Here is a 20,325-nt window from a genome sequence, read left to right as displayed (position 1 = left end):
CTTCAGACCGGCGCTTCAGGCGCCGGTTTTCATTTGGGGACCCTTGCAGCGCGGCCCCGGCGTACTACCCATCACGCGAATTGCCTGCTTTTCCCTGTCTTTATCAAGCGATGGTCTCTCGACATCTTTCGCAATAATCGATCTCAATGGAAAGCGGTATGTCGCCGGTCCGTCAACCTCATCGGGGGTCCAGCTTGAACATTCGTAAATTTGTCGGTGCTACCAGTCGTGACGCGCTACGCCTCGTTCGTGAGGCGTTGGGCCCCGACGCGGTCGTGCTGTCGAACCGCACGATCGAAGACGGCACCGTCGAGATCGTGGCGCTCGCCGATAGCGAGCTCGCGGCAATCGCTCCGAAGGCGCGTAACGGCGCGAATAACGGCAGCAGCGCAAACAGCGCGGCCCCTGCGATGAGCCCGGCAGCACCGGCACCGCGCAGCACGCCGATGATGCAGTCCAATCCGTACGCGAGCGGCATGCCGGACGTGTTTTCGTCGGTGTTCGGCGCAAGCCCGGAAGCCGGCACGGAGAGCATGTCGGCCAGCAACGCGCCGGCACAGGCCGCTGCACCCGCACAGGCAGCCGTAACGGAAGAGCCGGCCAAGGCCTCGCCGTACGCTTCGTCGGCCCAGGCCGCACCGCTCGCGCCGCAGGCTCAAGCCGCTCACGCGGCGCAAAGCACACCGTCGATGCAAGCCGCACCGCAGGCGCAGATGCCGCAGATGCCGCGCTCGGGCGACGACATCCGCGCCGACGTGCTGAAAGCCGCCGGCGTCCCGGCGCCGCAGTTTATGCCGTTCTCGCCGGCCACCCCGCGCACGATGGCGGAAACGAATCCCTGGCTGATCGACCACGCCCGCAATATCGCCGGCAAGCAGCAAGGCGCCTACAGCGCACGGCCGTCGTCGATGACACCGGCCGCCGCGATGGCCAAGGGCCTCGGCGCACCGGTCGACATCCAGGTCGGCACGCGTCAGCCGTCGAACCTCGCCGACACGCCCGACTGGGCCCGCGAAGCTGCACAACTCGCCGCGCGCCGCGCTAGCAGGAAGCCGAGCCCGGCCACTCCGGCGGACGACGCACGTGCCGCAGCCAGCACCACCGCCAGCGTCACCGAAGCGATCAAGGCTCGCATGGAGCAGGTCGTCAACGAAACGGTGATGAGCGAGCTCTCCTCGATGCGCGGCATGATGGAGGAACACTTCGCCGGTCTCCTGTGGGCCGACCGCCAGCGTCGCAGCCCGACGCGCGCCTCGCTCACCAAGCACCTGTTCGCCGCCGGTTTCTCCGCGCAACTGGTGCAGATGATGGTCGACAACCTGCCGCCCGAGATCGACAACATGGAAGGCGGGATGGACTGGGTGCGCAACGTGCTCGAGTCGAACCTGCCGATCATGGAAAACGAAGACGCGCTGATGGAGCGCGGCGGCGTGTTCGCCCTGATGGGCCCGACGGGTGTCGGCAAGACCACGACCACGGCCAAGCTTGCCGCGCGTTGCGTGATGCGCTTCGGCGCCAGCAAGGTGGCACTCCTGACGACCGACAGCTACCGGATCGGCGGTCACGAGCAACTGCGCATTTTCGGCAAGATCCTCGGCGTTTCGGTTCACGCAGTGAAGGACGGCGCCGATCTGCAACTGGCGCTCGCCGAGCTGCGCAACAAGCACATCGTGCTGATCGACACGATCGGCATGAGCCAGCGCGACCGCCTAGTCTCCGACCAGATCGCCATGCTGTGCCGCGCCGGACAACCGGTGCAGCGCCTGCTGCTGCTGAACGCAACGTGCCATGGCGACACGCTTAACGAAGTCGTGCAGGCCTACCAGCGCGGGCCGGATCAACAACCGCTCGCCGGCTGCATCCTCACCAAGCTCGACGAGGCGACCAACCTGGGCGGCGTACTCGACACGGTGATCCGCTACAAGTTGCCGGTGCATTACGTCTCGACCGGGCAGAAGGTGCCCGAGAACCTGTACGTCGCAACCAAGAAATTCCTGATCAAAAGCGCTTTCTGCATTCCGCGCGACAGTTCGCCGTTCGTGCCACAGGACGACGATATTCCGGCCTTGCTTTCGGCGCTCTCAGCACGCTCGACGGCCGAACTGCACGAGGTCCGCTTTGGATAAGGTCGTCTCGGATCAGGCAGAAGGACTGCGGCGCCTGCTGGCCCGCAGCGGTTCAAGAGTGCTGGCGGTAACGGGCGGTTCGACCAGCGTCGGATGTACCACGACCGTCGTCAATCTGGCGGCGGCACTCGTGGAGCAGGGCAAGGATGTACTCGTGATCGACGAGTGCCTTGGCGATTACTCGGTGGGCGCCATGCTCGGCGGCGTACAGGGGGCGGCCAACTTCGCCGCCGTGGTACGCGGCGAGATATCGCTCGATGCCGCCGTGGCGCGTCATGCACTGGGCTTTTCAGTGCTGAGCGCCTCGCGCAGCAATCGCGAAGGCTACACGGCGGCGCAATTGAGTGTGGTGCTGGACGGTCCCGCGGACATCGTGCTGATCGATGCGCAACTCGACCGGCTCGGTCAGCTCTCTGCGCTGGCGATGCAGGCGCACGACCTGTTGATCGTCACGCGCGTCGCTGCGCAGGCGATTACCGATGCGTATGCCTGCATGAAGCGGCTGCATTACGCGCACGGCATCGGGCAGTTCAGGGTGCTGGTGAACCATGTGCATAGCGTCACCGACGCGCACACCGCTTTTGAAAACCTCGCGGGGGTGGCGGGGCGTTATCTGACTGTGTCGCTGGAAGGCGCGGGCTGTATCGCCGCCGACCCGCGCATGGCCCGGGCGCTCGAACTGTCGCGCTGCGTGGTCGACGCGTTTCCGTCGACCCCTGCTGCGCGGGATTATCGGCACCTCGCCGCCGAATTGCAGTACTGGCCAATGCGGCCAGCGATGTCGTCACGTCACCAATGGGTGGCGCCGGCGGCAGTAACAGCGGCGCAACACGCCGACCAACCGTCTGTGCAGCACGCCTGAAGGGCGGGGCGCGGACAAGGGGAGCACGATGTACAACGCTCAGGGAAAGATTTCCCAAGCCGAGGTTCTGACCAAATACGCACCGCTGGTGCGGCGGCTCGGCTTGCAGCTGGTGGCGAAGATGCCGGCGAGTGTCGATCTCGACGATCTGATTCAGGCCGGCATGATCGGCCTGCTCGATGCTGCGAGTCGCTACAAGGAAGACCAGGGCGCGCAGTTCGAAACGTATGCGAGCCAGCGGATCCGCGGCGCGATGCTCGACGAGTTGCGCAGCAACGACTGGCTGCCGCGCAGCCTGCGCCGCACCTCGCGCGAGGTGGAGACGGCCGTGCATCAGGTCGAACAGACACTCGGCCGTTCGGCGAGCGAGACGGAGATTGCCGGTCACCTCAAGATGCCGCTCGACGAGTATCAGGCGATGCTGCAGGACCTGCATGGCAGCCAGCTGATCTACTACGAAGACTTCGATCGCTCCGCCGACGATGAGCCGTTCCTCGACCGCTACTGCGTCGACCACTCGGACCCGCTCTCGGCACTGCTCGACGAAAGCCTGCGCTCGGCGCTGGTCGAAGCGATCGAGCGTCTGCCGGAACGCGAAAAGCTGTTGATGTCGCTCTACTACGAACGCGGCATGAATCTGCGCGAGATCGGTGCGGTGATGGAAGTTAGCGAATCGCGGGTTTGCCAGCTGCATAGCCAGGCGGTTGCACGGCTGCGCACGCGCCTGCGCGAGATGGCCTGGGCCAAGGCTGAAGCGGAGTAACACCACGGCGGCCGGCGGTTCACCGCCGTTACCCGCCGCTCATGATTCAAGCGCAATGAGCGCCGTCCCGATGTAAAGGGACGGCGCTTTTTTTGTGCTGAGAGGAAAGCAGGAAAAGTGCGGCAAGCGCAGGCGGCGGACAGGCGCCAAACGGCAGGCTGCGCTGAGTCGGTCTGAAAACGGTCAGACCGACTCAGCGAGCATTCAGGACAGACTGGATTGGAGTTCGATGAGCGGGGGAGCGTCCGGAATTACAGGCCGCCGAACCCTGGCACTCGTCCATCCGGCCCATACAGCGAGGGCTTTTTCGGACGCACCTGCAGCACCTCGAGGGCGCGCTGGTTGTATTCCATGCGGGTGCGGATCAGCACACCGTTGGTCTTGTTGGAGCGGCGTGCGCGCTCTACCGATTGCTGCAGCAACGACCACTGTTCGGCGAGCTTCGGGTCGCGTCCGGCGGCTAGCTCGATGCCGTTCCAGCCGGCCGGCAGACCCATTTCGGCGAGCTGCGCGTCGCGGATCTTCTCGAGCGAGGCCAGCTTGCCGACCAGTTCGGTTTTCTTTTCGACAACCGGCCGCAACATCTCGGCCGGTTCCACCTGGGTTAGCGCTTTCTGCTCGATAGCCAGAACAGAAGCGAATTCTTCGATGGTCGAGTACTCATCGATCACAGTGGCAAGCAGCGCGTCTTTCATCACAAGTCGCTCTCACGGCGCCCGCACAAAGCGTGCGGGCCGGGTTTCAAGGTGACGCCTCGCGGCGTCCAACCTCAATTGCCGGTCGCCGGGGCTCTCGTTTGCAACAAACTGCGCGTCGTGTCGAGCACGCCGTCAGCAATCTTGCCCGGATCGATCGTCAGCGTGCCGTTCTTGATGGCCTGCTTGATCGATTCGACGTGAGCGGTGTCGATGTCTGCCGAACCCGATGCCGCCAGGCTGCGCAGGCTGGACGACAGGCCCGACAGGCTCACATTCGCGTCGCCACCCGAGCCGGTGGCGGCTTGCGCGGCGGCTGCCGCGCTTTGGGCGGTCGAAGCCGCCGGGGCCGAGCTGTCCTGCTGGGTACGCGTTGCCGCGCTGCCCGTCAGACTGTCCGGCATGCTATTGGTGGTGGAATCGATTTTCACGATTGGCTTCCTGAACTATTTGATTCCTTTAACGGCATTCAAGAAACCAAACTTTAGCTCAATCGATGTATCCGTTTGTAACGGCCCCACCGGCCGCCTTCTTCCCCCAAAACCCTTTGAACGCCACTGTCACGGGCGCCATTTTCAGGTTCAGATCCCGGGTATCTACATCTGGATCTGGACCGTCGAACTGTCCTTCACGATGCCCATCAGGATCTGCCCGGTTGAGGTTTTCACCCTGACCGGTTGCCCTGGCGTCGCATTGCTGAGCGCGCTGCCTTCCGACGAAATCGAGAACCCGTCGCCCTGCGCCACCACCCGCACACTCTGTCCGGCCGTCACCTGGGCGGCACTCTTCAGCATGTCCTGACGCAGCGGAAAGCCCATACTCACGCGCATCAACGTGACCGAACCGACTGCCTGTGACGGCACGGTGACGATCGACGCCGGCAGCATGGTCAGGTCGCCGTCGCGAGGAACCAGATCGGCGTCGGAAATCACCTCGCCGGGCATCATTGCGCGCGCGGCGACGTAGTAAGTCGCATGGATCGAGACTTTCGCCTGCAGCCAGACCGTCCACGGGTGGCCACTCGTGCAGCGCACCGCCACCGTCGTGCGGCCCCACAGGCGCGCGCCGGGCGGCATGAACGCCTGCAGCGTGTCGCAGGCGGCAAGCCCGCGCGGGAAAGCCTGGGCAACGCTCAGTTCCACCTGGCCCGGCAGGCCATTGGCCTGCTGTTTGAGGAAGTCCAGCGCGGCGGTGTGGATCAGCTGGCCGTCTTCCTGACCTTCGGGCACGGGCGGGCTAGCCTGAGCCGGCTGCGATGCCTGAATTGCGGCAGCAGTCTGGACCGGCTGAACCCTGGAGGCGGCCAGCACCGGCTTGGGCGCCGGTTGCGGAGTCTGCGCTCGCTGCAGCGCCTGAACGGCCTGAGCCGCCTGAGCCTGTTGCAGCGCCTGAATTGCCTGCGCGCGCTGCGCGGCTTCCGCCAGCGCCTGCGCCTGATTCTTTACGGGGAGTGTCGTTTGAGCCGGCGCGGCAGCAACGTGAGGCGCCGGATTGCGGCCTGCCGCGCTCGCGCCCAGTTCGGGCGGCTCGCCGCGCGAAGCGAGGCTGTCGATTTCGACGCTGCTCGCAGCGGTCACGGCGGGTGCGACGGCCGGCACGCCGACAGGTGCGGCAGCCGGGGCGGCATTTACGGGCCGCAGTGCGGCGCCGTACGTCGCACGCGCCGGCATCGACGTGACGACCACCGGCACGACCTGGCTCGCGGCGAGCGCGGGATTCATATTGACGCGGGTAAGGCTGGCCGTATTCGCCGGGCTGGCTTGCTGGATGACCGTCGTGTTCGCCGGAACATTTGGCGCGCCGGACGCGGATGCCTCATCGGTACCCGGAATCACAATGGCACCGCTCGCGTTCGACAGCCTGGTAAAGCGATCGGTCGCTTGCGGCGTCGAAGACTGCGCAGGCGGTGCGAGCGTCGCCGCGAGCTGCGGATTGATCGTCCGCGGGCTGGCATTGCTGGACGTCGCCAGCGCGGTCATGCGCGCGAGATCGGCCGGGTTCTGTTCGCCCGGACCGGGAATCACGATCGGGCCGCTGGCCTCCTGGGCCAGCGCCGCAGACGCACACCACGCACCCGCCACGGCACACACCAGCCAGGCGGCAGTGTGTCGTGCAACGATGCGGCGCCGCGGCGGCAGCACATCGGGAGTGGATCGGGCCATCGTGCATCTCCAGCGTGAGGCAAGGGTACGAGTTGCATTCTAGTGACGCGGCTCCCGGCGCAAACGTTGAATAGAGGCGACCTTCCCCGGTTATTCAGAAGATTGCCGCTTGCCTGCCCCGCCTAAGATGCATCTCATGCAAAAAGCCCTTTTGGGTCGCCGCAGATGTTGTGCTCCCTGATCGAGCGCCAGACGCGGGAACGTTATCCGGAGATTTTTCATGCTAGATAAACTCGATGCCGAATTCGCCTTTGGCCGTCAGGCGCTCGATGTCCGCTCCTACCGGCAGGAACTGCTGTCGTCGAACATTGCGAACGCCGACACGCCGAACTACAAGGCGCGTGACGTCGATTTCTCGTCGACGCTCGCGGGCGCTCTGAGAAAGACGGACGGCAGCAGCACCGGCACCGGCGCATCGAACAACTCGACGCTGGCGATGGCGCAACCTGCCGGCGTGACGAGCGGCATGACGATGGCCTCGACCGAACCGGGCCACATGGCCGGCAAGGCCAGCCTGATTGCGACCGGCGGTCCGAGCGACGACTACGGCCAATTGCAGTACCGCATTCCGACGCAACCCTCGCTCGACGGCAACACGGTGGACCTCGACGCGGAACGCGTGCAGTTCGCCGATAACTCCCTGCACTTCGAGTCGGCCATGACGGAAGTTTCGAATCAGATCAAATCGATGCTGTCGGTGATCACGTCGGGCTCCTGATGGAGTCCGGTGCGACGACCGGCGCACATGCTGGATGTAACCGCTAAAAACCACGCCCACGGGAAACAATCAAGCCGGAACCTGCCGGCAGGAGAGGTCGGAGAAGCTATGCCATCCCTGATGAATATTTTCAATGTCGCCGGTTCGGCCATGTCGGCCGAATCGCAGCGGCTCAACGTGACGGCGTCGAACCTGGCGAACGCCGACAGCACGACGGGTCCTGACGGCCAGCCGTACAAGGCCAAGCAGGTCGTGTTCGCGGTCAATCCGATCGGCGGCGCGCGCACCGCATCCGGCCAGCAGGTGGGCGGTGTGCAGGTGACCGGCGTGGTCGACGATCCGACGCCGATGAAGCAGACCTACGACCCGGGCAACCCCGCGGCCGACGCGAACGGCTACGTCACGATGCCGAACGTCGATCCGGTGGAAGAAATGGTCAACATGATCTCGGCGTCGCGCGCTTACCAGGCGAACGTCGAAACCTTGAACACAGCGAAGCAGTTGATGCTGAAAACACTCACGATCGGAACCTGAGGAGCGCCTCCTTGACTACTTCAACCACCATCGGCGGCAGCGGGACCCAGGTCTCGCAGACGCTGCTCGATACCATGAACGGCACGGGCTCGGCGAGCAGTGCGTCGAGCAGCAGCTCGAGCAGCTCGGCGACCTCGGGTGCGAATCTGCAAAGCACCTTCCTGCAGCTGCTGATTACGCAGATGCAGAACCAGGATCCGACCAATCCGATGGACAGCTCGCAGATGACCTCGCAGCTCGCGCAGATCGACACGGTGACGGGCATCAGCCAGTTGAACACGTCGCTCAGCTCGCTGGCGACGCAGCTCAACGCAGGCCAGACCTCGCAGGCTGCACTGCTGATCGGTTCCAGCGTGCTGGCCCCAGGCAATTCCATTTCGGTGACCTCCGGCAAGGCGACCGAATTCGGCGTGCAGCTGGCCTCGGCGGCGTCGGACATGAAGGTCAACGTCGTGAACTCGGCAGGCCAGATCGTCAACACGCTCGATCTGGGCGCGCAACCGGCCGGTACTGTGCCGGTGACGTGGACCCCGGTCGATTCGACGGGTGCCGCACTGCCGACGGGCACCTACACGATCACCGCCACCGGCACGATCAACGGTGCTGCAGGCGTGGGCACGACCCTGACCCCGGGTACCGTGGAAAGCGTCGTACAGGGTACCGGCGGCGCACCGAGTCTCGTGCTGTCGAATGGCAATACGGTCGCCCTGACTTCGGTCGCGGCAGTCCTCTAAGCAATCAGTTCAACCAAATTTAGACATTTCCCGGAACGGAGAATACGTCATGGGTTATCAGCAGGGTTTGAGCGGCCTCGGGGCTGCATCGAGCGATCTCGACGTGATCGGCAACAACATTGCCAACTCGGATACGATCGGCTTCAAGAGCGGTACGGCAGTGTTCGCCGATATGTATGCGAACTCGGTTGCCACGGCCGTGAACAACCAGATCGGTATCGGCACGCAGCTCGCCGAAGTGCAGCAGCAGTTCTCGCAAGGCACGATCAATACGACCGGCCAGGCACTGGATGTCGCCATCAACGGCAACGGCTTTTTCCAGATGTCGAATAACGGCTCGCTCACGTATTCGCGCAACGGCGTGTTCCAGCTCAGCAACACGGGCAATATCGTGAACGCTCAAGGACTCGAGCTGATGGGCTATGCCGCGAATTCCAGCGGCATCATCAACAGCGCGCAAACGGTGCCGCTGACCGTGCCGACTACCAACATCGCACCGACGCAGACCACCACCATCACGGCGCAGCTCAACCTGGACGCTCAGGATTCGCTGATGCTCGGCACGCCGGCTGTGAATGTGACCACGACCGGGACGCTGGCGAGCAGCGGTGCGACGATTACGACCGCTTCGGCTGGATCGAATAACGACGACTACACGATTACCTTTACGAGCCCGACGGCGTACACGGTAACCGACGCCGACAACGCCGCTAACGACAGCAGCGGAACCTACACGGCAGGCACCGCCATTACGCTGGGCAATGGCCAGACGGTCACGCTGACGGGTACGGCAGCAGCCGGTGACACGGTAGCGGTTACGCCGACCCCAACCACTTTCGACGCAAGCAACTCGTCGACCTACAACTACTCGACTTCGACCCAGGTGTACGACTCGCTGGGCGGCTCGCAGACGGTCAACATGTACTTCGCCAAGACCGGCTCCGGCGCATGGGACGTCTACGCAGGCGTCGCAGGCGGCACGGCAAGTCTGGTCGGCACGGCAAGTTTCAACACCTCCGGCGCGCTGACCGGTATCACGAGTGTCGCGTCTACGACCGCGTCGGACTCGATCGCCTTCACGATTCCGAACACCGACGGCTCCGGCACGCCGCAGGCGCTGACGCTGGATCTTGCCGGCACGACCCAGTACGGCAGCACGGACGGCGTGAACAACCTGCAGCAGAATGGCTTTGCCGCCGGCCAGCTGACGAGCTTCACGGTCGGCACGACCGGCATTCTCACCGGCAACTATTCGAACGGTCAGACGGCCTCGCTCGGTCAGGTCGTACTCGCCAACTTCAACGATCCGAACGGCCTCGTCGACCTCGGCAACAACGAGTACGCACAGACCGCCGCGTCGGGCGCAGCGCAGATCTCGACGCCGGGCAGCACCAACCACGGCACGCTGCAAGGCGGCGCGGTGGAAGATTCGAACGTGGACCTGACCAACGAACTGGTCAACCTGATCACGGCGCAACGCGACTATCAGGCGAACGCGCAGACGATCAAGACGCAGCAGACCGTTGACCAGACCCTGATCAACATGTAAGGGCAACAGGAGCCGAACGAATGACCGACCGTCTGATTTATACCGCGATGTCGGGCGCCACCCAGGCGCTCGAGCAGCAGGCCATTGTCGCGAACAATCTCGCGAACACGTCGACCACCGGGTTTCGCGCCCAGCTCGAGACGTTTCGCGCGGTACCGATGTCGTTCGGCGACGGCAGCTCAGTCAACGACAGCACGACACGCACGTTCGTGTTGTCGTCGACACCGGGTGCGGACGAAACGCCCGGACCGATCCAGCAGACCGGCAACCCGCTCGACGTCGCGATCCAGGGCGACGGCTGGTTGAGCGTGCAGACCGCCGACGGTGGCGAGGCCTATACGCGTGCCGGCAATCTGCATATCGACCAGAACGGCCAGCTGGTGAATGCGACCAACCTGCCGGTAGTCGGCACGGGCGGTCCGATCTCGGTGCCGCCTGGCTCGCAGATCACGATCGGCAAGGACGGCACGGTTTCGGCGCTTGCGCCGGGAGACCCGGCCACGGCGATCGCGGTCATCGACCAGTTGAAGCTCGTGAAGCCCGCAGCGGGCACATTGAAGCGCGGCGACGACGGCATGTTCCGTACTGCTGACGGCAACCCTGCCGACGCCGATCCCACCGTCACGCTGGCACCCGAATCGCTCGAGGGCAGCAACGTGAGTCCGGTCAACGCAATGGTTTCGATGATCACCAATGCGCGGCAGTTCGACATGCAGACCAAGATGATCCAAAACGCCGATCAGAACGATCAGTCCGCCAACCAGTTGCTCAGCTTCAGCTAACGGGCGTCGCGCCAGACGTGCACCCAGGAGAACCAACACTGTGAACCGCTCACTTTATATCGCTGCGACCGGCATGAATGCGCAGCAGTCCCAGATGGACGTGATCTCGAACAACCTTGCCAACGTCAGCACCAATGGCTTCAAGGGCTCGCGCGCCGTGTTCGAAGATCTGCTTTATCAGACCGTGCGTCAGCCGGGCGCCGACTCGACCCAGCAGACCCAGGTGCCTTCGGGCATCCAGCTCGGCACTGGTGTGCAGCAGGTCGCGACCGAACGTCTGTACACGCAGGGCAACCTGCAGCAAACCGGCAACTCGAAGGACGTGGCGATCAACGGCAACGGTTTCTTCCAGGTGCAGATGCCGGACGGCACGACCGCCTATACCCGCGACGGCTCGTTCCAGACCAATGCGCAGGGCCAGCTGGTGACCTCGAGCGGCTATCCGGTCATTCCGGCGATCACGGTGCCGGTGACCGCGACCTCGCTCACGATCGGCAGCGACGGTTCGGTGTCGATCACGCAGCCCAACAGCTCGAACTCGACGCAGATCGGCACCATGCAGCTCGCCACCTTCATCAACCCGGCCGGTCTCGACGCGCAAGGCGAAAACCTGTTTTCGGAAACCAGTTCCTCGGGTACGCCGAACATCAGCGCGCCGGGTTCGAACGGTTCGGGTTCGCTGGAACAGGGTTATGTCGAAACGTCGAACGTGAACGTCGTGCAGGAACTGGTCAACATGATCCAGACCCAGCGCGCGTACGAAATCAACAGCAAGGCGGTCACCACGTCCGATCAGATGTTGCAGACCCTGTCGCAGATGTCGATTTAAGGGTTCGGAACCAGAGGCGGTAGGTAAATACGATGTCGCAATCCAATCTCAATCCGGTCAAGAGCGACGCGCGCAGCGCGTTCGTCGCTACTGCCAGCGTGCTTGCACTGGCGCTGGTCGGCTGCGCGCAGATACCGAAGCAGCCCATCGTGCAGCAGCCGATGACCGCGGTGCCGCCGGTGCCGCCGCACACGCAGTCGCCGGGTTCGATTTTCAATCCGGGCTACGCCGGACGGCCGCTTTTCGAAGACCAGCGGCCGCGCAATATTGGCGACATCCTGACCATCGTCATTCAGGAAAACATCAACGCAACGAAGTCCTCGGGCGCGAACACCAACCGCAGTTCGACCACCCAGTTCTCGACCACGAGCGCCAGTTTTCTCGCCGGTCTGTTCGGCAAGGCCAATCTCAGTGCCCAGGGCGGCAATACGTTCTCGGGGACCGGCGGCGCGAACGCCTCGAACACTTTCAGCGGCGTGATCACCGTCACGGTGACCAATGTGCTGCCCAACGGTAACCTCCAGGTGAGCGGCGAAAAGCAGATGCTCATCAACCAAGGTAACGAGTTCGTGCGTTTCTCAGGCGTAGTCAACCCGAATACGATTTCCGGCCTGAATGCCGTGTACTCGACCCAGGTGGCTGACGCCAAGATCGAATACTCGGCGAAGGGCTATATCGACGAGGCAGAAACCATGGGTTGGCTACAACGCTTCTTCCTTAACGTGGCGCCGTGGTGATCATGAAACTCGGACCTCTCCACCGTTTTGGCCATGCCTGTCTGGTGTTCGCGCTCGCGTGCGGGGCACTGCCGCCTGTTACACCCGCGGCCCACGCCGAACGGCTGAAGGATCTGGTCGCGATCCAGGGCGTGCGCGACAACCCGCTGATCGGCTACGGCCTCGTCGTCGGTCTCGACGGCACGGGCGACCAGACCACCCAGACTCCGTTCACGACGCAAACGCTCGCGAACATGCTCGCGAACCTCGGCATCTCGATCAACAACCAGTCGGCCGGTTCGTCGAACAGCAGCACCTCGGCACTGACCAGCATCCAGTTGAAGAACGTCGCTGCGGTGATGGTGACGGCGGTGCTGCCGCCGTTCGCCCGGCCGGGCGAGGCGATCGACGTGACGGTATCGTCGCTCGGTAACGCCAAGAGCCTGCGCGGCGGCACGCTGCTGCTCACGCCGATGAAGGGCGCTGACGGCTCCGTCTATGCCCTTGCCCAGGGCAACCTGGCGGTGGGCGGCGCGGGCGCCAGCGCGAACGGCAGCCGCGTGCAGGTGAACCAGCTCGCAGCGGGACGCATCGCCGCCGGCGGGATCGTCGAGCGCGCGGTGCAGACCAGCATCACGCAGGACGGCACCATGCAGCTCGAGCTGAACGACATGGATTACGACACCAACCAGCGCATCGTGTCGGCGGTCAACAACGCGTTTGGCCAAGGCACCGCCACACCGCTCGATGGCCGCACGATCCAGTTGCGCGCTCCGGCCGATCCGGCCCAGCAGGTCTCGTTCATGGCGCAACTCGAAGACCTCGATGTGAAGCCGGCGGCGGGCGCTGCAAAGGTCGTGCTGAATGCGCGCACTGGCTCGATCGTGATGAACCAGATGGTGACGCTCGAGAATTGCGCCGTCGCACACGGCAATCTCTCGGTGGTGGTCAACACACAACCCGTGGTCAGCCAGCCCGGCGCGTTCTCGAATGGCCGCACGGTGGTTGCCCAGCAGTCCCAGATCCAGTTGAAGCAGGACGACGGCGCGCTGAAATACGTCAAAGCCGGCGCCAGTCTGGCCGATGTCGTAAAGGCGCTCAACGCGCTGGGTGCGACGCCCGCCGATCTGATGTCGATCCTGCAGGCGATGAAGGCAGCAGGGGCCTTGCGCGCCGAACTTGAAATCATCTAAGGAGCCGCCATGACGATGGATTCCACCTCAGGAACGCCCGATCTGACGCAGCGCTTTGCGCTCGACGTCCAGGGGTTCGACGGCCTGCGCGCCAAGGCCGCCGCATCGCCGCAGCAGGGTGTCCAGATGGCCGCCAAGCAGTTCGACGCGACCTTCATCACGATGATGCTCAAAAGCATGCGCGATGCGACGCCGCAGGACGGTCCGCTCGACTCGCGCGACGGCGCCCAGTTCACCTCGATGATGGACGAGCAGATGGCGCAGCAGATGTCGAACAAGGGCATCGGCGTGGCCGACGCGATGCTCAAGCAGTTGATGAACAACTCGGGCATGCAGACGGGCGAAGCCGGCGAAGGCAATAGCGCCGCGCTGAACGCGCTCGCCAAGGCGTACGGCAATGCCCAGGCAAACGGGTCGCTGGCGAGCGGCGTCGGATATTCGCGCAACAGCGCGTTGACGCCGCCGCTGCGCGGTGACGGCACGACCAATGTCGACGCGTTCGTCGACAAGCTCGCTGCCTCCGCGCAGGCCGCGAGCGAAACCACGGGCGTGCCGGCACGTTTCATCATCGGCCAGGCGGCGCTCGAATCGGGCTGGGGCAAGCGCGAGATCCTGAAGGCGAACGGCGAGACCAGCCACAACGTATTCGGCATCAAGGCGACCAAGGACTGGACCGGCAAGACCGTGTCCACCGTCACGACCGAATACCGCAACGGCCGGCCGGAGCGCGTCGTCGAAAAATTCCGCTCTTACGACTCGTATGACGAAGCGATGGCCGACTATGCGCAAATGCTCAAGGGCAATCCGCGCTATGCGCAGGTGCTGAACGGCTCGCATGACGCAGCGGGTTTTGCCGTCGGCATGCAGCGCGCGGGGTACGCGACCGATCCGCATTACGCGAAGAAACTGATGTCGATCATGAGCCGGATGAGCTGAGCGGCCTGAGCGGTTCAGGCGGCTTTGGAAAGTAACAAGCAGGATGAAATGCAGGGCGACGGGGCCATGTCGCAAAACAAGACGGTGGGGCCGGCCGGTACGCGAGTGCCGCCGGCCGAACCGCACGGTGGATCTTGCGGATCGATGCGAACTGCATGCGGGGCGATGCGGGTGGCTAAAGGGGGTGGGACGTGACCGGTTTAACGTTTGCGCCAAATATTTCCCTCGGTTACCCTAAACTTTGGGTCCAGACTGCCGCTATTCAGTCAGACCTTAATACCGGGGTCATGTTTCTCCCGGTCAACGCACGTGTCACGGGCCCCGGCACTGGACCTCGGGCACGGGCACGTACGAACCCGCATATCGGCAAGCCCATGGATACCACTGAGACGAATGGCCAGACGGACGGCTCTTCAGAGACCGGCAACGATTTCGGTCGCCGCAATCCGCTCGAGATCGGTGTCCAGTTACGCAATCTGGTCAACCGCGGCGATTTTCTGACCGCGCAATACAAGGGCGGCCAGCTCGTCACGCGGATTCTCGACGTGAACGTGCCCAGCCGGACGTTTACCTTCGACTGGGGCGCGCTCGCCGACCAGAATCGCGGCCTGATCGCTGCGCCCCGCTGCCTCTTCCACGCTCAACCCGATGGCGTGCGCGTCGAATTCGTCACAGGCACGCCGCGCGAGAGCAGTTTCGAGGGACGGCCGGCGTTTGAAGCCGACTTCCCCGAAGTGCTGTTTTACGTGCAGCGCCGCGAGTATTTCCGCGTCGACGCGCCGGTGCTCGACCCCTACACGTGTACGGGCCGGTTGCCCGACGGTGAGCGCTTCCGTTTCGAAGTGCATGACCTGTCGCTTGGCGGGGTCGGCATGCGCAGCACAGACACGCGCGTGGTGGATCTGCCCATGGGCTGTGTGCTGGAAGATTGCGAGCTGAGCCTCGGTGCGCCGGGCAAGCTCTCGGTGGATCTGCAACTCGTGTCGTTTCGCGCCGTAGACCTGCCGAACGGCACCCAGCGTTACCAGCTCGGAATGCGCTTTGTGGCGCTGCCGGGCAGCGCCGAGAACACGTTGCAACGGTTGATTACCCAGCTTGAAATGAAGCGTCGCTCGCTGGTGCGAACCTGATTTTTCTCGCGTGCCGCCGCGCTTCTCGCGGTACGCGTTTTAATGCGGGTTGCCCCCTCAATTTTGTCGCCAGTGCGCCGATATACAGAGAGTCTTGGCAACTCGGTGGGCGCGTTGCCAGCCCTTCAGGATGACGCATGTCCAGCAACCTAATCAATATCGGTCTCAGTGGACTCAACGCAGCCCAATGGGGGTTGACGACAACCAGTGAGAACATCAGCAATTCGACGACGCCCGGCTATGACGTCGAAAGTCCCGTCTATGCGGAAAGCTCCGGCGAATACACCGGCTCCGGCTATCTGCCGCAGGGCGTGGCCACCTCGACGGTCACGCGCGCGTACAGCCAGTATCTGACGACCCAGCTGAACAACGCGCAGTCGGGCAGTGGCTCGCTGACCGCCAACTACACGATGCTCGCGCAGCTGAACAACATGATCGGCAGCCCGACCTCGGGTATCTCGACGGCGATCACCAGCTTTTTCACCGGTTTGCAGAATGTCGCAAACGGCGCAGCGAGCTCCGCTACGCGGGGCACTGCCATCAGCGATGCACAGACGCTCGCAAGCGAGATCAACCAGGCCGGTCAGGAATACGACGCGTTGGGCCAGAGCGTCAACACCCAGTTGTCCTCCACGGTGTCGCAGATCAACACCTACACCGCGCAGATCGCTTCGCTCAATCAGGAGATCACCGCTGCCAGCGCGGGCGGCCAGCCGCCTAACCAGCTGCTCGACCAGCGCGATGAGGCGGTGTCCAACCTGTCGCAGCTCGTCGGCGTGCAGGTGGTGTCGAATTCCAACGGTGAAAGCATATTCCTGCCGAGCGGTCAGGCGCTGGTCACCGGGTCGACCAGTTACAACCTGGGCACTGCACCCTCGCCGTCGGATTCGTCCGAGGACTCGATTACCTACCTGGGTGCCGCCGGTACGACGCCCACTGCCGCGACCACCCAGTACCTGTCGAACACCACCATGCAGAATGCAGGTGGCACGCTCGGCGGTCTGATCCAGTTCCGCACGCAGACGCTCGATCCTTCAGAGGCGCAACTGGGTGCGATCGCAACCAGTTTCGCGGCGCAGGTCAACAATCAGAACGAACTCGGTCTCAACCTGTCCGGCACGGCCGGGGGGCCACTGTTCTCGGTCGCGGCGCCGCAAGCGACACCCAATGCGAACAACACGGGCGGCGCGTCTCTCAGCGTTTCGTTTGTCGACGCGACGCAACCGACCACCGGCAACTACACGCTTTCGTATAACGGTTCCACCTATACGCTGACCGACAACTCGACGGGTTCGACTGTTGCCACGGCTTCGAGCCTGGCGAATCCGATTGACGGCCTGAACTTCTCGATGACCGGCACGATGAACGCGGGCGATTCGTTCTCGGTGTCGCCGACCAGTGGCGCGCTCGACAGCTTTGCGCTTGCGACGACCAGCGGTTCCGCGATTGCCGCGGCCTCGCCGGTGCTCGCCACGGCCACTTCGAGCAACGCCGGCACAGCGACGATTACGGAAGGAACGGTTGCGGCCGGTTATTCGCTGCCCAGTTCCACCACCACGCTGACCTATAGCTCCGCATCGGGCGGCCTGACCGGCTTTCCGGCGGGTTCGGTCGTGACCATCGGCACGACGCCGCCCAGCACGGTCAACATTACGTCGACCTCGACGGTGGTGCCGTACACACCGGCGGACGGCGCGACGCTGACCATCAATAGCGCGACCACGCCGGCGCCCAGCGGTTCGATGAACGGCGTCACGGTTACGTTGAGCGGCACGCCGAGCGACGGCGACACCTTTACCATCGCGTCGAACGTCGGTGCGCAAAGCGACGGCCGCAATGCCACGCTGATGTCGAATATCGTTTCGGCAAAGGTATTGAACGGCGGCACGACTACCCTGACTGACGCGTACGCGAGCTACGTCAACACGATCGGCAACACGACCAATGAGGTCAACGCGTCGAATACGACGCAGACGGCGCTCGTGACGCAGATTACGTCGGCGCAGCAGTCGGTATCCGGTGTGAACATTAACGAAGAAGCAGCGAACCTGTTGCAGTACCAGCAACTGTACCAGGCCAACAGCAAGGTCATTCAGACTGCTGACACGCTGTTCCAGACCATTCTCGGCATCTTCCAGTGAGGCGTTGAACGATGCGCATCTCTACTTCCCAATATCTCGGCATGAATGTCCAGGCGATGGACAATCAGCAGAGCGAGCTGTCCCAGCTGTACGCGGAAATCTCGAGCGGCCAGGCGCTTACCACGCCGGCGTCCAATCCGCTTGGCGCAGCTCAGGCCGTGCAGTTGAGCATGCAGGGCGCGACCCTGTCGCAGTACTCGACCAACCAGAGTTCGGCGCAGACCTCGCTGGAGTCGGAGGACTCCACGTTGTCGAGCGTCATCCAGGCCCTGCAAAGCGTGAATACGCAGTTGGAAAGCGCCGGCGGTGGCACGCTCAACGATACGGATCGCAGCGGGATTGCCGCGACGCTGACGCAGTTGAACAACCAGTTGGTGACGCTCTCGAACACGACGTCGCCATCGGGGGGCTATCTGTTTGGCGGCTTCCAGTCGTCCACGCAGCCGTTCACGCAGAATTCAGCGGGCGCAGTGGTCTACAACGGCGACAACGGGGTGTCGAGCGCGCAGATTTCGTCGACGACGTCGATCGCGACCGGCGACACGGGTGCATCGGTTTTCCTGAGCGTGACGCCGGAAACGGCGACACCGGTGGCCTACGCATCGTCCGCGAACACCGGTACGGGAGTGCTCGGCACGATCAGCACGAGCAATGGACCGACGTCGGCGGACGGCGACACTTACTCGATCGCTTTCCAGGTAACGGGCGGCGTGACCACCTATACGGTGACGGACACCAACAGTACGGGAACGACGACGGGTACGGCACAGCCTTACACGTCGGGCTCGGCGATCGCGCTGGGAACGGGCGGCGAGAGTGTGGTTATCAGCGGCACGCCCGCGGACGGTGACACGTTCAACGTGGCGCCGGCTACGCAGGTGCCGGCCGCGCAGGGCGGCACGAACATCTTCTCGACGATCCAGAACATGATCACGGCGCTGCAGACGCCGGCGGATACGACGACGGCTTTGGCAGCGTTGCAGAACACGCTGGCAACGGGGATGAGCCAGGTGCAGAACTCGATCAACAACGTCACGTCGGTACAGGCGACGGTGGGTGGGCGCGAGCAACAGATTACCGCGATGCAGGCTGTGAACCAGAACCAGACGCTGGCGAATACGAACTCGCTGGATGACCTGACTTCGATCGATATGCCTTCGACTATCAGCAAGTACACGCAGACGCAGTACTCACTGCAGGCCTCGCAGGAAGCTTTCGTGCAGGTTCAGCAGATGTCGTTGTTCCAGTATCTGAATCAATAAGCGGTAGGCGAAGGATTCGATTCGGTAAAAGGCGGGAGGCGCTTAGGCGACGGGTCTACCGCGCCTACCGCAACCCCGCCGCCACCCGCCCCATCTGGTCGATCCCCAGATCGAACATCCGCGCGAAGAACGGGATCATGTTCGGTACCATCAACTGCAGCAGCAGCATGCCGACCAGCATCGTCAGCGGAAAGCCGATCTGGAACACGCCGATTTGCGGCGCCGCGCGGTTGAGAATGCCAAGCGAGAGGTTGGCGATCAGCAGTGCAGCGACCACCGGCAGCGACAACAGCAGCCCCATCGAAAAGATCGTCCCGCCCCATCCTGCCAGCGTGCGCCAGCCAGCCGAGCCAAGCAGGTCAGCTGAGATCGGCAGTGTCTGGAAGGTGACGACCAGCGCGCTTATCATCTGCAGGTGCCCATCGAGCACCAGAAACACCAGCATCGAGAAGACGTTCATGTAACTCGAGAGCACCGCGCTCGAGCCGCTCGCCTCCTGATCGAAGAACGTCGCGAAGCCGAGACCCATGCCGAGTCCGACGAATTCGCCGGTCGCCTGAATCGCGGTGAAGACGATCTGCATGGTCAGGCCGAGGGCGGCGCCGATCACGAACTGGTTCACGATAATCCACACGCCCATCGCCGAGAACACGGTGACTTGCGGCAACGGCGCGAGCGTCGGCGCGACGATAAGTGTGATAAAGCTCGACAGGCCGATCTTCACCGGCGTCGAGAGCGCTGCGTTGCCGAACACCGGCGCGGTTGCCACCAGCGCGAGAATGCGCACGAGCGGCCACAGAAACGAGGCCATCCACGTGTTCAGCTGCGCATAGGTGACGGAAAACATAATGGACGCCTGACTTTCAGTGGGCTCAGCAGGCTCAGTTGGCGAGCGTCGGGATGTTGGTCAGCATCTGGCGCAGATAGTCGAGCATGGTCGACAGCATCCACGGGCCGGCAATCACGAGCGTGACGGCGATCGCCAGCAGCTTGGGAATGAACGACAGCGTCGCTTCGTTGATCTGCGTGGCGGCCTGGAACAGGCTGATCACCAGACCGACGACGAGCGCCACGAGCAGGAGCGGTGCGGCCAGCAGCACGGCGACGTACATCGCCTGGTGCGCCAGTGCCATGACTGATTCGGGTGTCATGATGAATAGGCCGGAAGCGGTGAGGGTTAGGCGGGTGCGCCG

General features: G+C 63.6%; 20 protein-coding genes. 15 read left to right on the top strand and 5 right to left on the bottom strand.

Going from position 1 to position 20,325, the window contains the following annotated elements; all coding sequences use genetic code 11:
- Positions 1 to 194: 194 nt before the first annotated feature.
- From flhF to P3T17_RS35700, 3 genes are read left to right on the top strand one after another with little or no spacing between them, the layout of a single operon-like run.
- Positions 195 to 2,126 carry a flagellar biosynthesis protein FlhF gene (gene flhF / locus P3T17_RS35710; protein WP_429411640.1) on the top strand — a complete coding sequence of 644 codons (1,932 nt, stop codon included), beginning with the start codon at positions 195 to 197 and terminating at the stop codon, positions 2,124 to 2,126.
- Complete coding sequence (locus P3T17_RS35705) at positions 2,119 to 2,988, top strand: MinD/ParA family ATP-binding protein (RefSeq protein ID WP_074262866.1); 870 nt, start codon at positions 2,119 to 2,121, stop codon at positions 2,986 to 2,988. The genes flhF and P3T17_RS35705 overlap by 8 nt, the downstream gene beginning before the upstream one ends.
- 28 nt (positions 2,989 to 3,016) lie before the next feature.
- The gene (locus P3T17_RS35700; protein ID WP_074262865.1) at positions 3,017 to 3,751 is read left to right on the top strand and encodes an RNA polymerase sigma factor FliA; all 735 of its coding nucleotides are present in this window, start codon (positions 3,017 to 3,019) and stop codon (positions 3,749 to 3,751) included.
- 251 nt (positions 3,752 to 4,002) lie between these two features.
- On the opposite strand, the gene P3T17_RS35695 is transcribed toward P3T17_RS35700, so the two are convergent.
- The 3 genes from P3T17_RS35695 to flgA form a co-directional block, all read right to left on the bottom strand.
- A complete protein-coding gene (locus tag P3T17_RS35695; RefSeq protein ID WP_074262864.1) occupies positions 4,003 to 4,446 on the bottom strand; it encodes a flagella synthesis protein FlgN in 444 nt (147 codons plus the stop codon).
- 74 nt (positions 4,447 to 4,520) lie between these two features.
- On the bottom strand, positions 4,521 to 4,877 hold the full coding sequence (gene flgM, locus P3T17_RS35690) for a flagellar biosynthesis anti-sigma factor FlgM (RefSeq protein ID WP_074262863.1): 357 nt from the start codon (positions 4,875 to 4,877) through the stop codon (positions 4,521 to 4,523).
- 165 nt (positions 4,878 to 5,042) lie between these two features.
- Positions 5,043 to 6,608, bottom strand: a complete 1,566-nt coding sequence (gene flgA / locus P3T17_RS35685; RefSeq protein ID WP_429411638.1) for a flagellar basal body P-ring formation chaperone FlgA — start codon at positions 6,606 to 6,608, stop codon at positions 5,043 to 5,045.
- Positions 6,609 to 6,828: 220 nt separating this feature from the next.
- On the opposite strand from flgA, the gene flgB reads away from it, so the two are divergent.
- From flgB to flgL, 12 genes are all read left to right on the top strand, one after another.
- Positions 6,829 to 7,326 (top strand): flagellar basal body rod protein FlgB, encoded by a 498-nt coding sequence (gene flgB / locus P3T17_RS35680; RefSeq protein WP_074262861.1) that lies wholly within the window; start codon positions 6,829 to 6,831, stop codon positions 7,324 to 7,326.
- A 108-nt stretch (positions 7,327 to 7,434) separates the two neighbouring features.
- A complete protein-coding gene (flgC, locus tag P3T17_RS35675) occupies positions 7,435 to 7,860 on the top strand; it encodes a flagellar basal body rod protein FlgC (RefSeq protein ID WP_074262860.1) in 426 nt (141 codons plus the stop codon).
- Positions 7,861 to 7,871: 11 nt separating this feature from the next.
- Positions 7,872 to 8,594: a flagellar hook assembly protein FlgD gene (locus P3T17_RS35670; protein ID WP_074262859.1), complete on the top strand. Its 723-nt coding sequence runs from the start codon at positions 7,872 to 7,874 to the stop codon at positions 8,592 to 8,594.
- A gap of 49 nt (positions 8,595 to 8,643) precedes the next feature.
- A complete protein-coding gene (locus P3T17_RS35665) occupies positions 8,644 to 10,143 on the top strand; it encodes a flagellar hook protein FlgE (protein ID WP_074262858.1) in 1,500 nt (499 codons plus the stop codon).
- A 20-nt stretch (positions 10,144 to 10,163) separates the two neighbouring features.
- Positions 10,164 to 10,925 carry a flagellar basal-body rod protein FlgF gene (gene flgF / locus P3T17_RS35660; RefSeq protein WP_074262857.1) on the top strand — a complete coding sequence of 254 codons (762 nt, stop codon included), beginning with the start codon at positions 10,164 to 10,166 and terminating at the stop codon, positions 10,923 to 10,925.
- A 40-nt stretch (positions 10,926 to 10,965) separates the two neighbouring features.
- Positions 10,966 to 11,754, top strand: coding sequence for a flagellar basal-body rod protein FlgG (flgG, locus tag P3T17_RS35655; protein ID WP_074262856.1), 789 nt, complete (start codon positions 10,966 to 10,968; stop codon positions 11,752 to 11,754).
- 32 nt (positions 11,755 to 11,786) lie between these two features.
- Positions 11,787 to 12,491 carry a flagellar basal body L-ring protein FlgH gene (flgH, locus tag P3T17_RS35650; RefSeq protein ID WP_429411635.1) on the top strand — a complete coding sequence of 235 codons (705 nt, stop codon included), beginning with the start codon at positions 11,787 to 11,789 and terminating at the stop codon, positions 12,489 to 12,491.
- A 2-nt stretch (positions 12,492 to 12,493) separates the two neighbouring features.
- Positions 12,494 to 13,663 (top strand): flagellar basal body P-ring protein FlgI, encoded by a 1,170-nt coding sequence (locus P3T17_RS35645; protein WP_429411633.1) that lies wholly within the window; start codon positions 12,494 to 12,496, stop codon positions 13,661 to 13,663.
- A gap of 9 nt (positions 13,664 to 13,672) precedes the next feature.
- On the top strand, positions 13,673 to 14,599 hold the full coding sequence (gene flgJ / locus P3T17_RS35640) for a flagellar assembly peptidoglycan hydrolase FlgJ (protein ID WP_074262853.1): 927 nt from the start codon (positions 13,673 to 13,675) through the stop codon (positions 14,597 to 14,599).
- Between the two features lie 374 nt (positions 14,600 to 14,973).
- Positions 14,974 to 15,729 (top strand): flagellar brake protein, encoded by a 756-nt coding sequence (locus P3T17_RS35635; protein ID WP_074262852.1) that lies wholly within the window; start codon positions 14,974 to 14,976, stop codon positions 15,727 to 15,729.
- Positions 15,730 to 15,866: 137 nt separating this feature from the next.
- Entirely contained in the window at positions 15,867 to 17,870 is a 2,004-nt protein-coding gene (gene flgK, locus P3T17_RS35630) for a flagellar hook-associated protein FlgK (protein WP_429287764.1), read from the top strand.
- Between the two features lie 11 nt (positions 17,871 to 17,881).
- Complete coding sequence (flgL, locus tag P3T17_RS35625) at positions 17,882 to 19,132, top strand: flagellar hook-associated protein FlgL (RefSeq protein WP_074262850.1); 1,251 nt, start codon at positions 17,882 to 17,884, stop codon at positions 19,130 to 19,132.
- Positions 19,133 to 19,196: 64 nt separating this feature from the next.
- Here the strand turns inward: flgL and fliR are convergent, their stop codons facing one another.
- Positions 19,197 to 19,979, bottom strand: a complete 783-nt coding sequence (gene fliR, locus P3T17_RS35620; protein ID WP_074262847.1) for a flagellar biosynthetic protein FliR — start codon at positions 19,977 to 19,979, stop codon at positions 19,197 to 19,199.
- 34 nt (positions 19,980 to 20,013) lie between these two features.
- Positions 20,014 to 20,283 (bottom strand): flagellar biosynthesis protein FliQ, encoded by a 270-nt coding sequence (fliQ, locus tag P3T17_RS35615; protein WP_074262846.1) that lies wholly within the window; start codon positions 20,281 to 20,283, stop codon positions 20,014 to 20,016.
- Positions 20,284 to 20,325 lie beyond the last annotated feature (42 nt).

The organism is Paraburkholderia sp. GAS82, from assembly GCF_050436285.1.
Taxonomy (GTDB): domain Bacteria; phylum Pseudomonadota; class Gammaproteobacteria; order Burkholderiales; family Burkholderiaceae; genus Paraburkholderia; species Paraburkholderia phenazinium_B.
Note: the sequence above shows the minus strand (reverse complement) of the source record. Positions and strands in the feature narration are given on the sequence as shown.

Bases quoted from the DNA above. Each gene is read 5' to 3' on its own strand.
- P3T17_RS35700 (WP_074262865.1), top strand. From the start codon at position 3,017: ATGTACAACGCTCAGGGAAAGATTTCCCAAGCCGAGGTTCTGACCAAA.
- P3T17_RS35695 (WP_074262864.1), bottom strand. From the start codon at position 4,446: ATGAAAGACGCGCTGCTTGCCACTGTGATCGATGAGTACTCGACCATC.
- flgA (WP_429411638.1), bottom strand. From the start codon at position 6,608: ATGGCCCGATCCACTCCCGATGTGCTGCCGCCGCGGCGCCGCATCGTT.
- flgB (WP_074262861.1), top strand. From the start codon at position 6,829: ATGCTAGATAAACTCGATGCCGAATTCGCCTTTGGCCGTCAGGCGCTC.
- flgC (WP_074262860.1), top strand. From the start codon at position 7,435: ATGCCATCCCTGATGAATATTTTCAATGTCGCCGGTTCGGCCATGTCG.
- P3T17_RS35665 (WP_074262858.1), top strand. From the start codon at position 8,644: ATGGGTTATCAGCAGGGTTTGAGCGGCCTCGGGGCTGCATCGAGCGAT.
- flgF (WP_074262857.1), top strand. From the start codon at position 10,164: ATGACCGACCGTCTGATTTATACCGCGATGTCGGGCGCCACCCAGGCG.
- flgH (WP_429411635.1), top strand. From the start codon at position 11,787: ATGTCGCAATCCAATCTCAATCCGGTCAAGAGCGACGCGCGCAGCGCG.
- P3T17_RS35645 (WP_429411633.1), top strand. From the start codon at position 12,494: ATGAAACTCGGACCTCTCCACCGTTTTGGCCATGCCTGTCTGGTGTTC.
- flgJ (WP_074262853.1), top strand. From the start codon at position 13,673: ATGACGATGGATTCCACCTCAGGAACGCCCGATCTGACGCAGCGCTTT.
- P3T17_RS35635 (WP_074262852.1), top strand. From the start codon at position 14,974: ATGGATACCACTGAGACGAATGGCCAGACGGACGGCTCTTCAGAGACC.
- flgK (WP_429287764.1), top strand. From the start codon at position 15,867: ATGTCCAGCAACCTAATCAATATCGGTCTCAGTGGACTCAACGCAGCC.
- flgL (WP_074262850.1), top strand. From the start codon at position 17,882: ATGCGCATCTCTACTTCCCAATATCTCGGCATGAATGTCCAGGCGATG.
- fliR (WP_074262847.1), bottom strand. From the start codon at position 19,979: ATGTTTTCCGTCACCTATGCGCAGCTGAACACGTGGATGGCCTCGTTT.
- fliQ (WP_074262846.1), bottom strand. From the start codon at position 20,283: ATGACACCCGAATCAGTCATGGCACTGGCGCACCAGGCGATGTACGTC.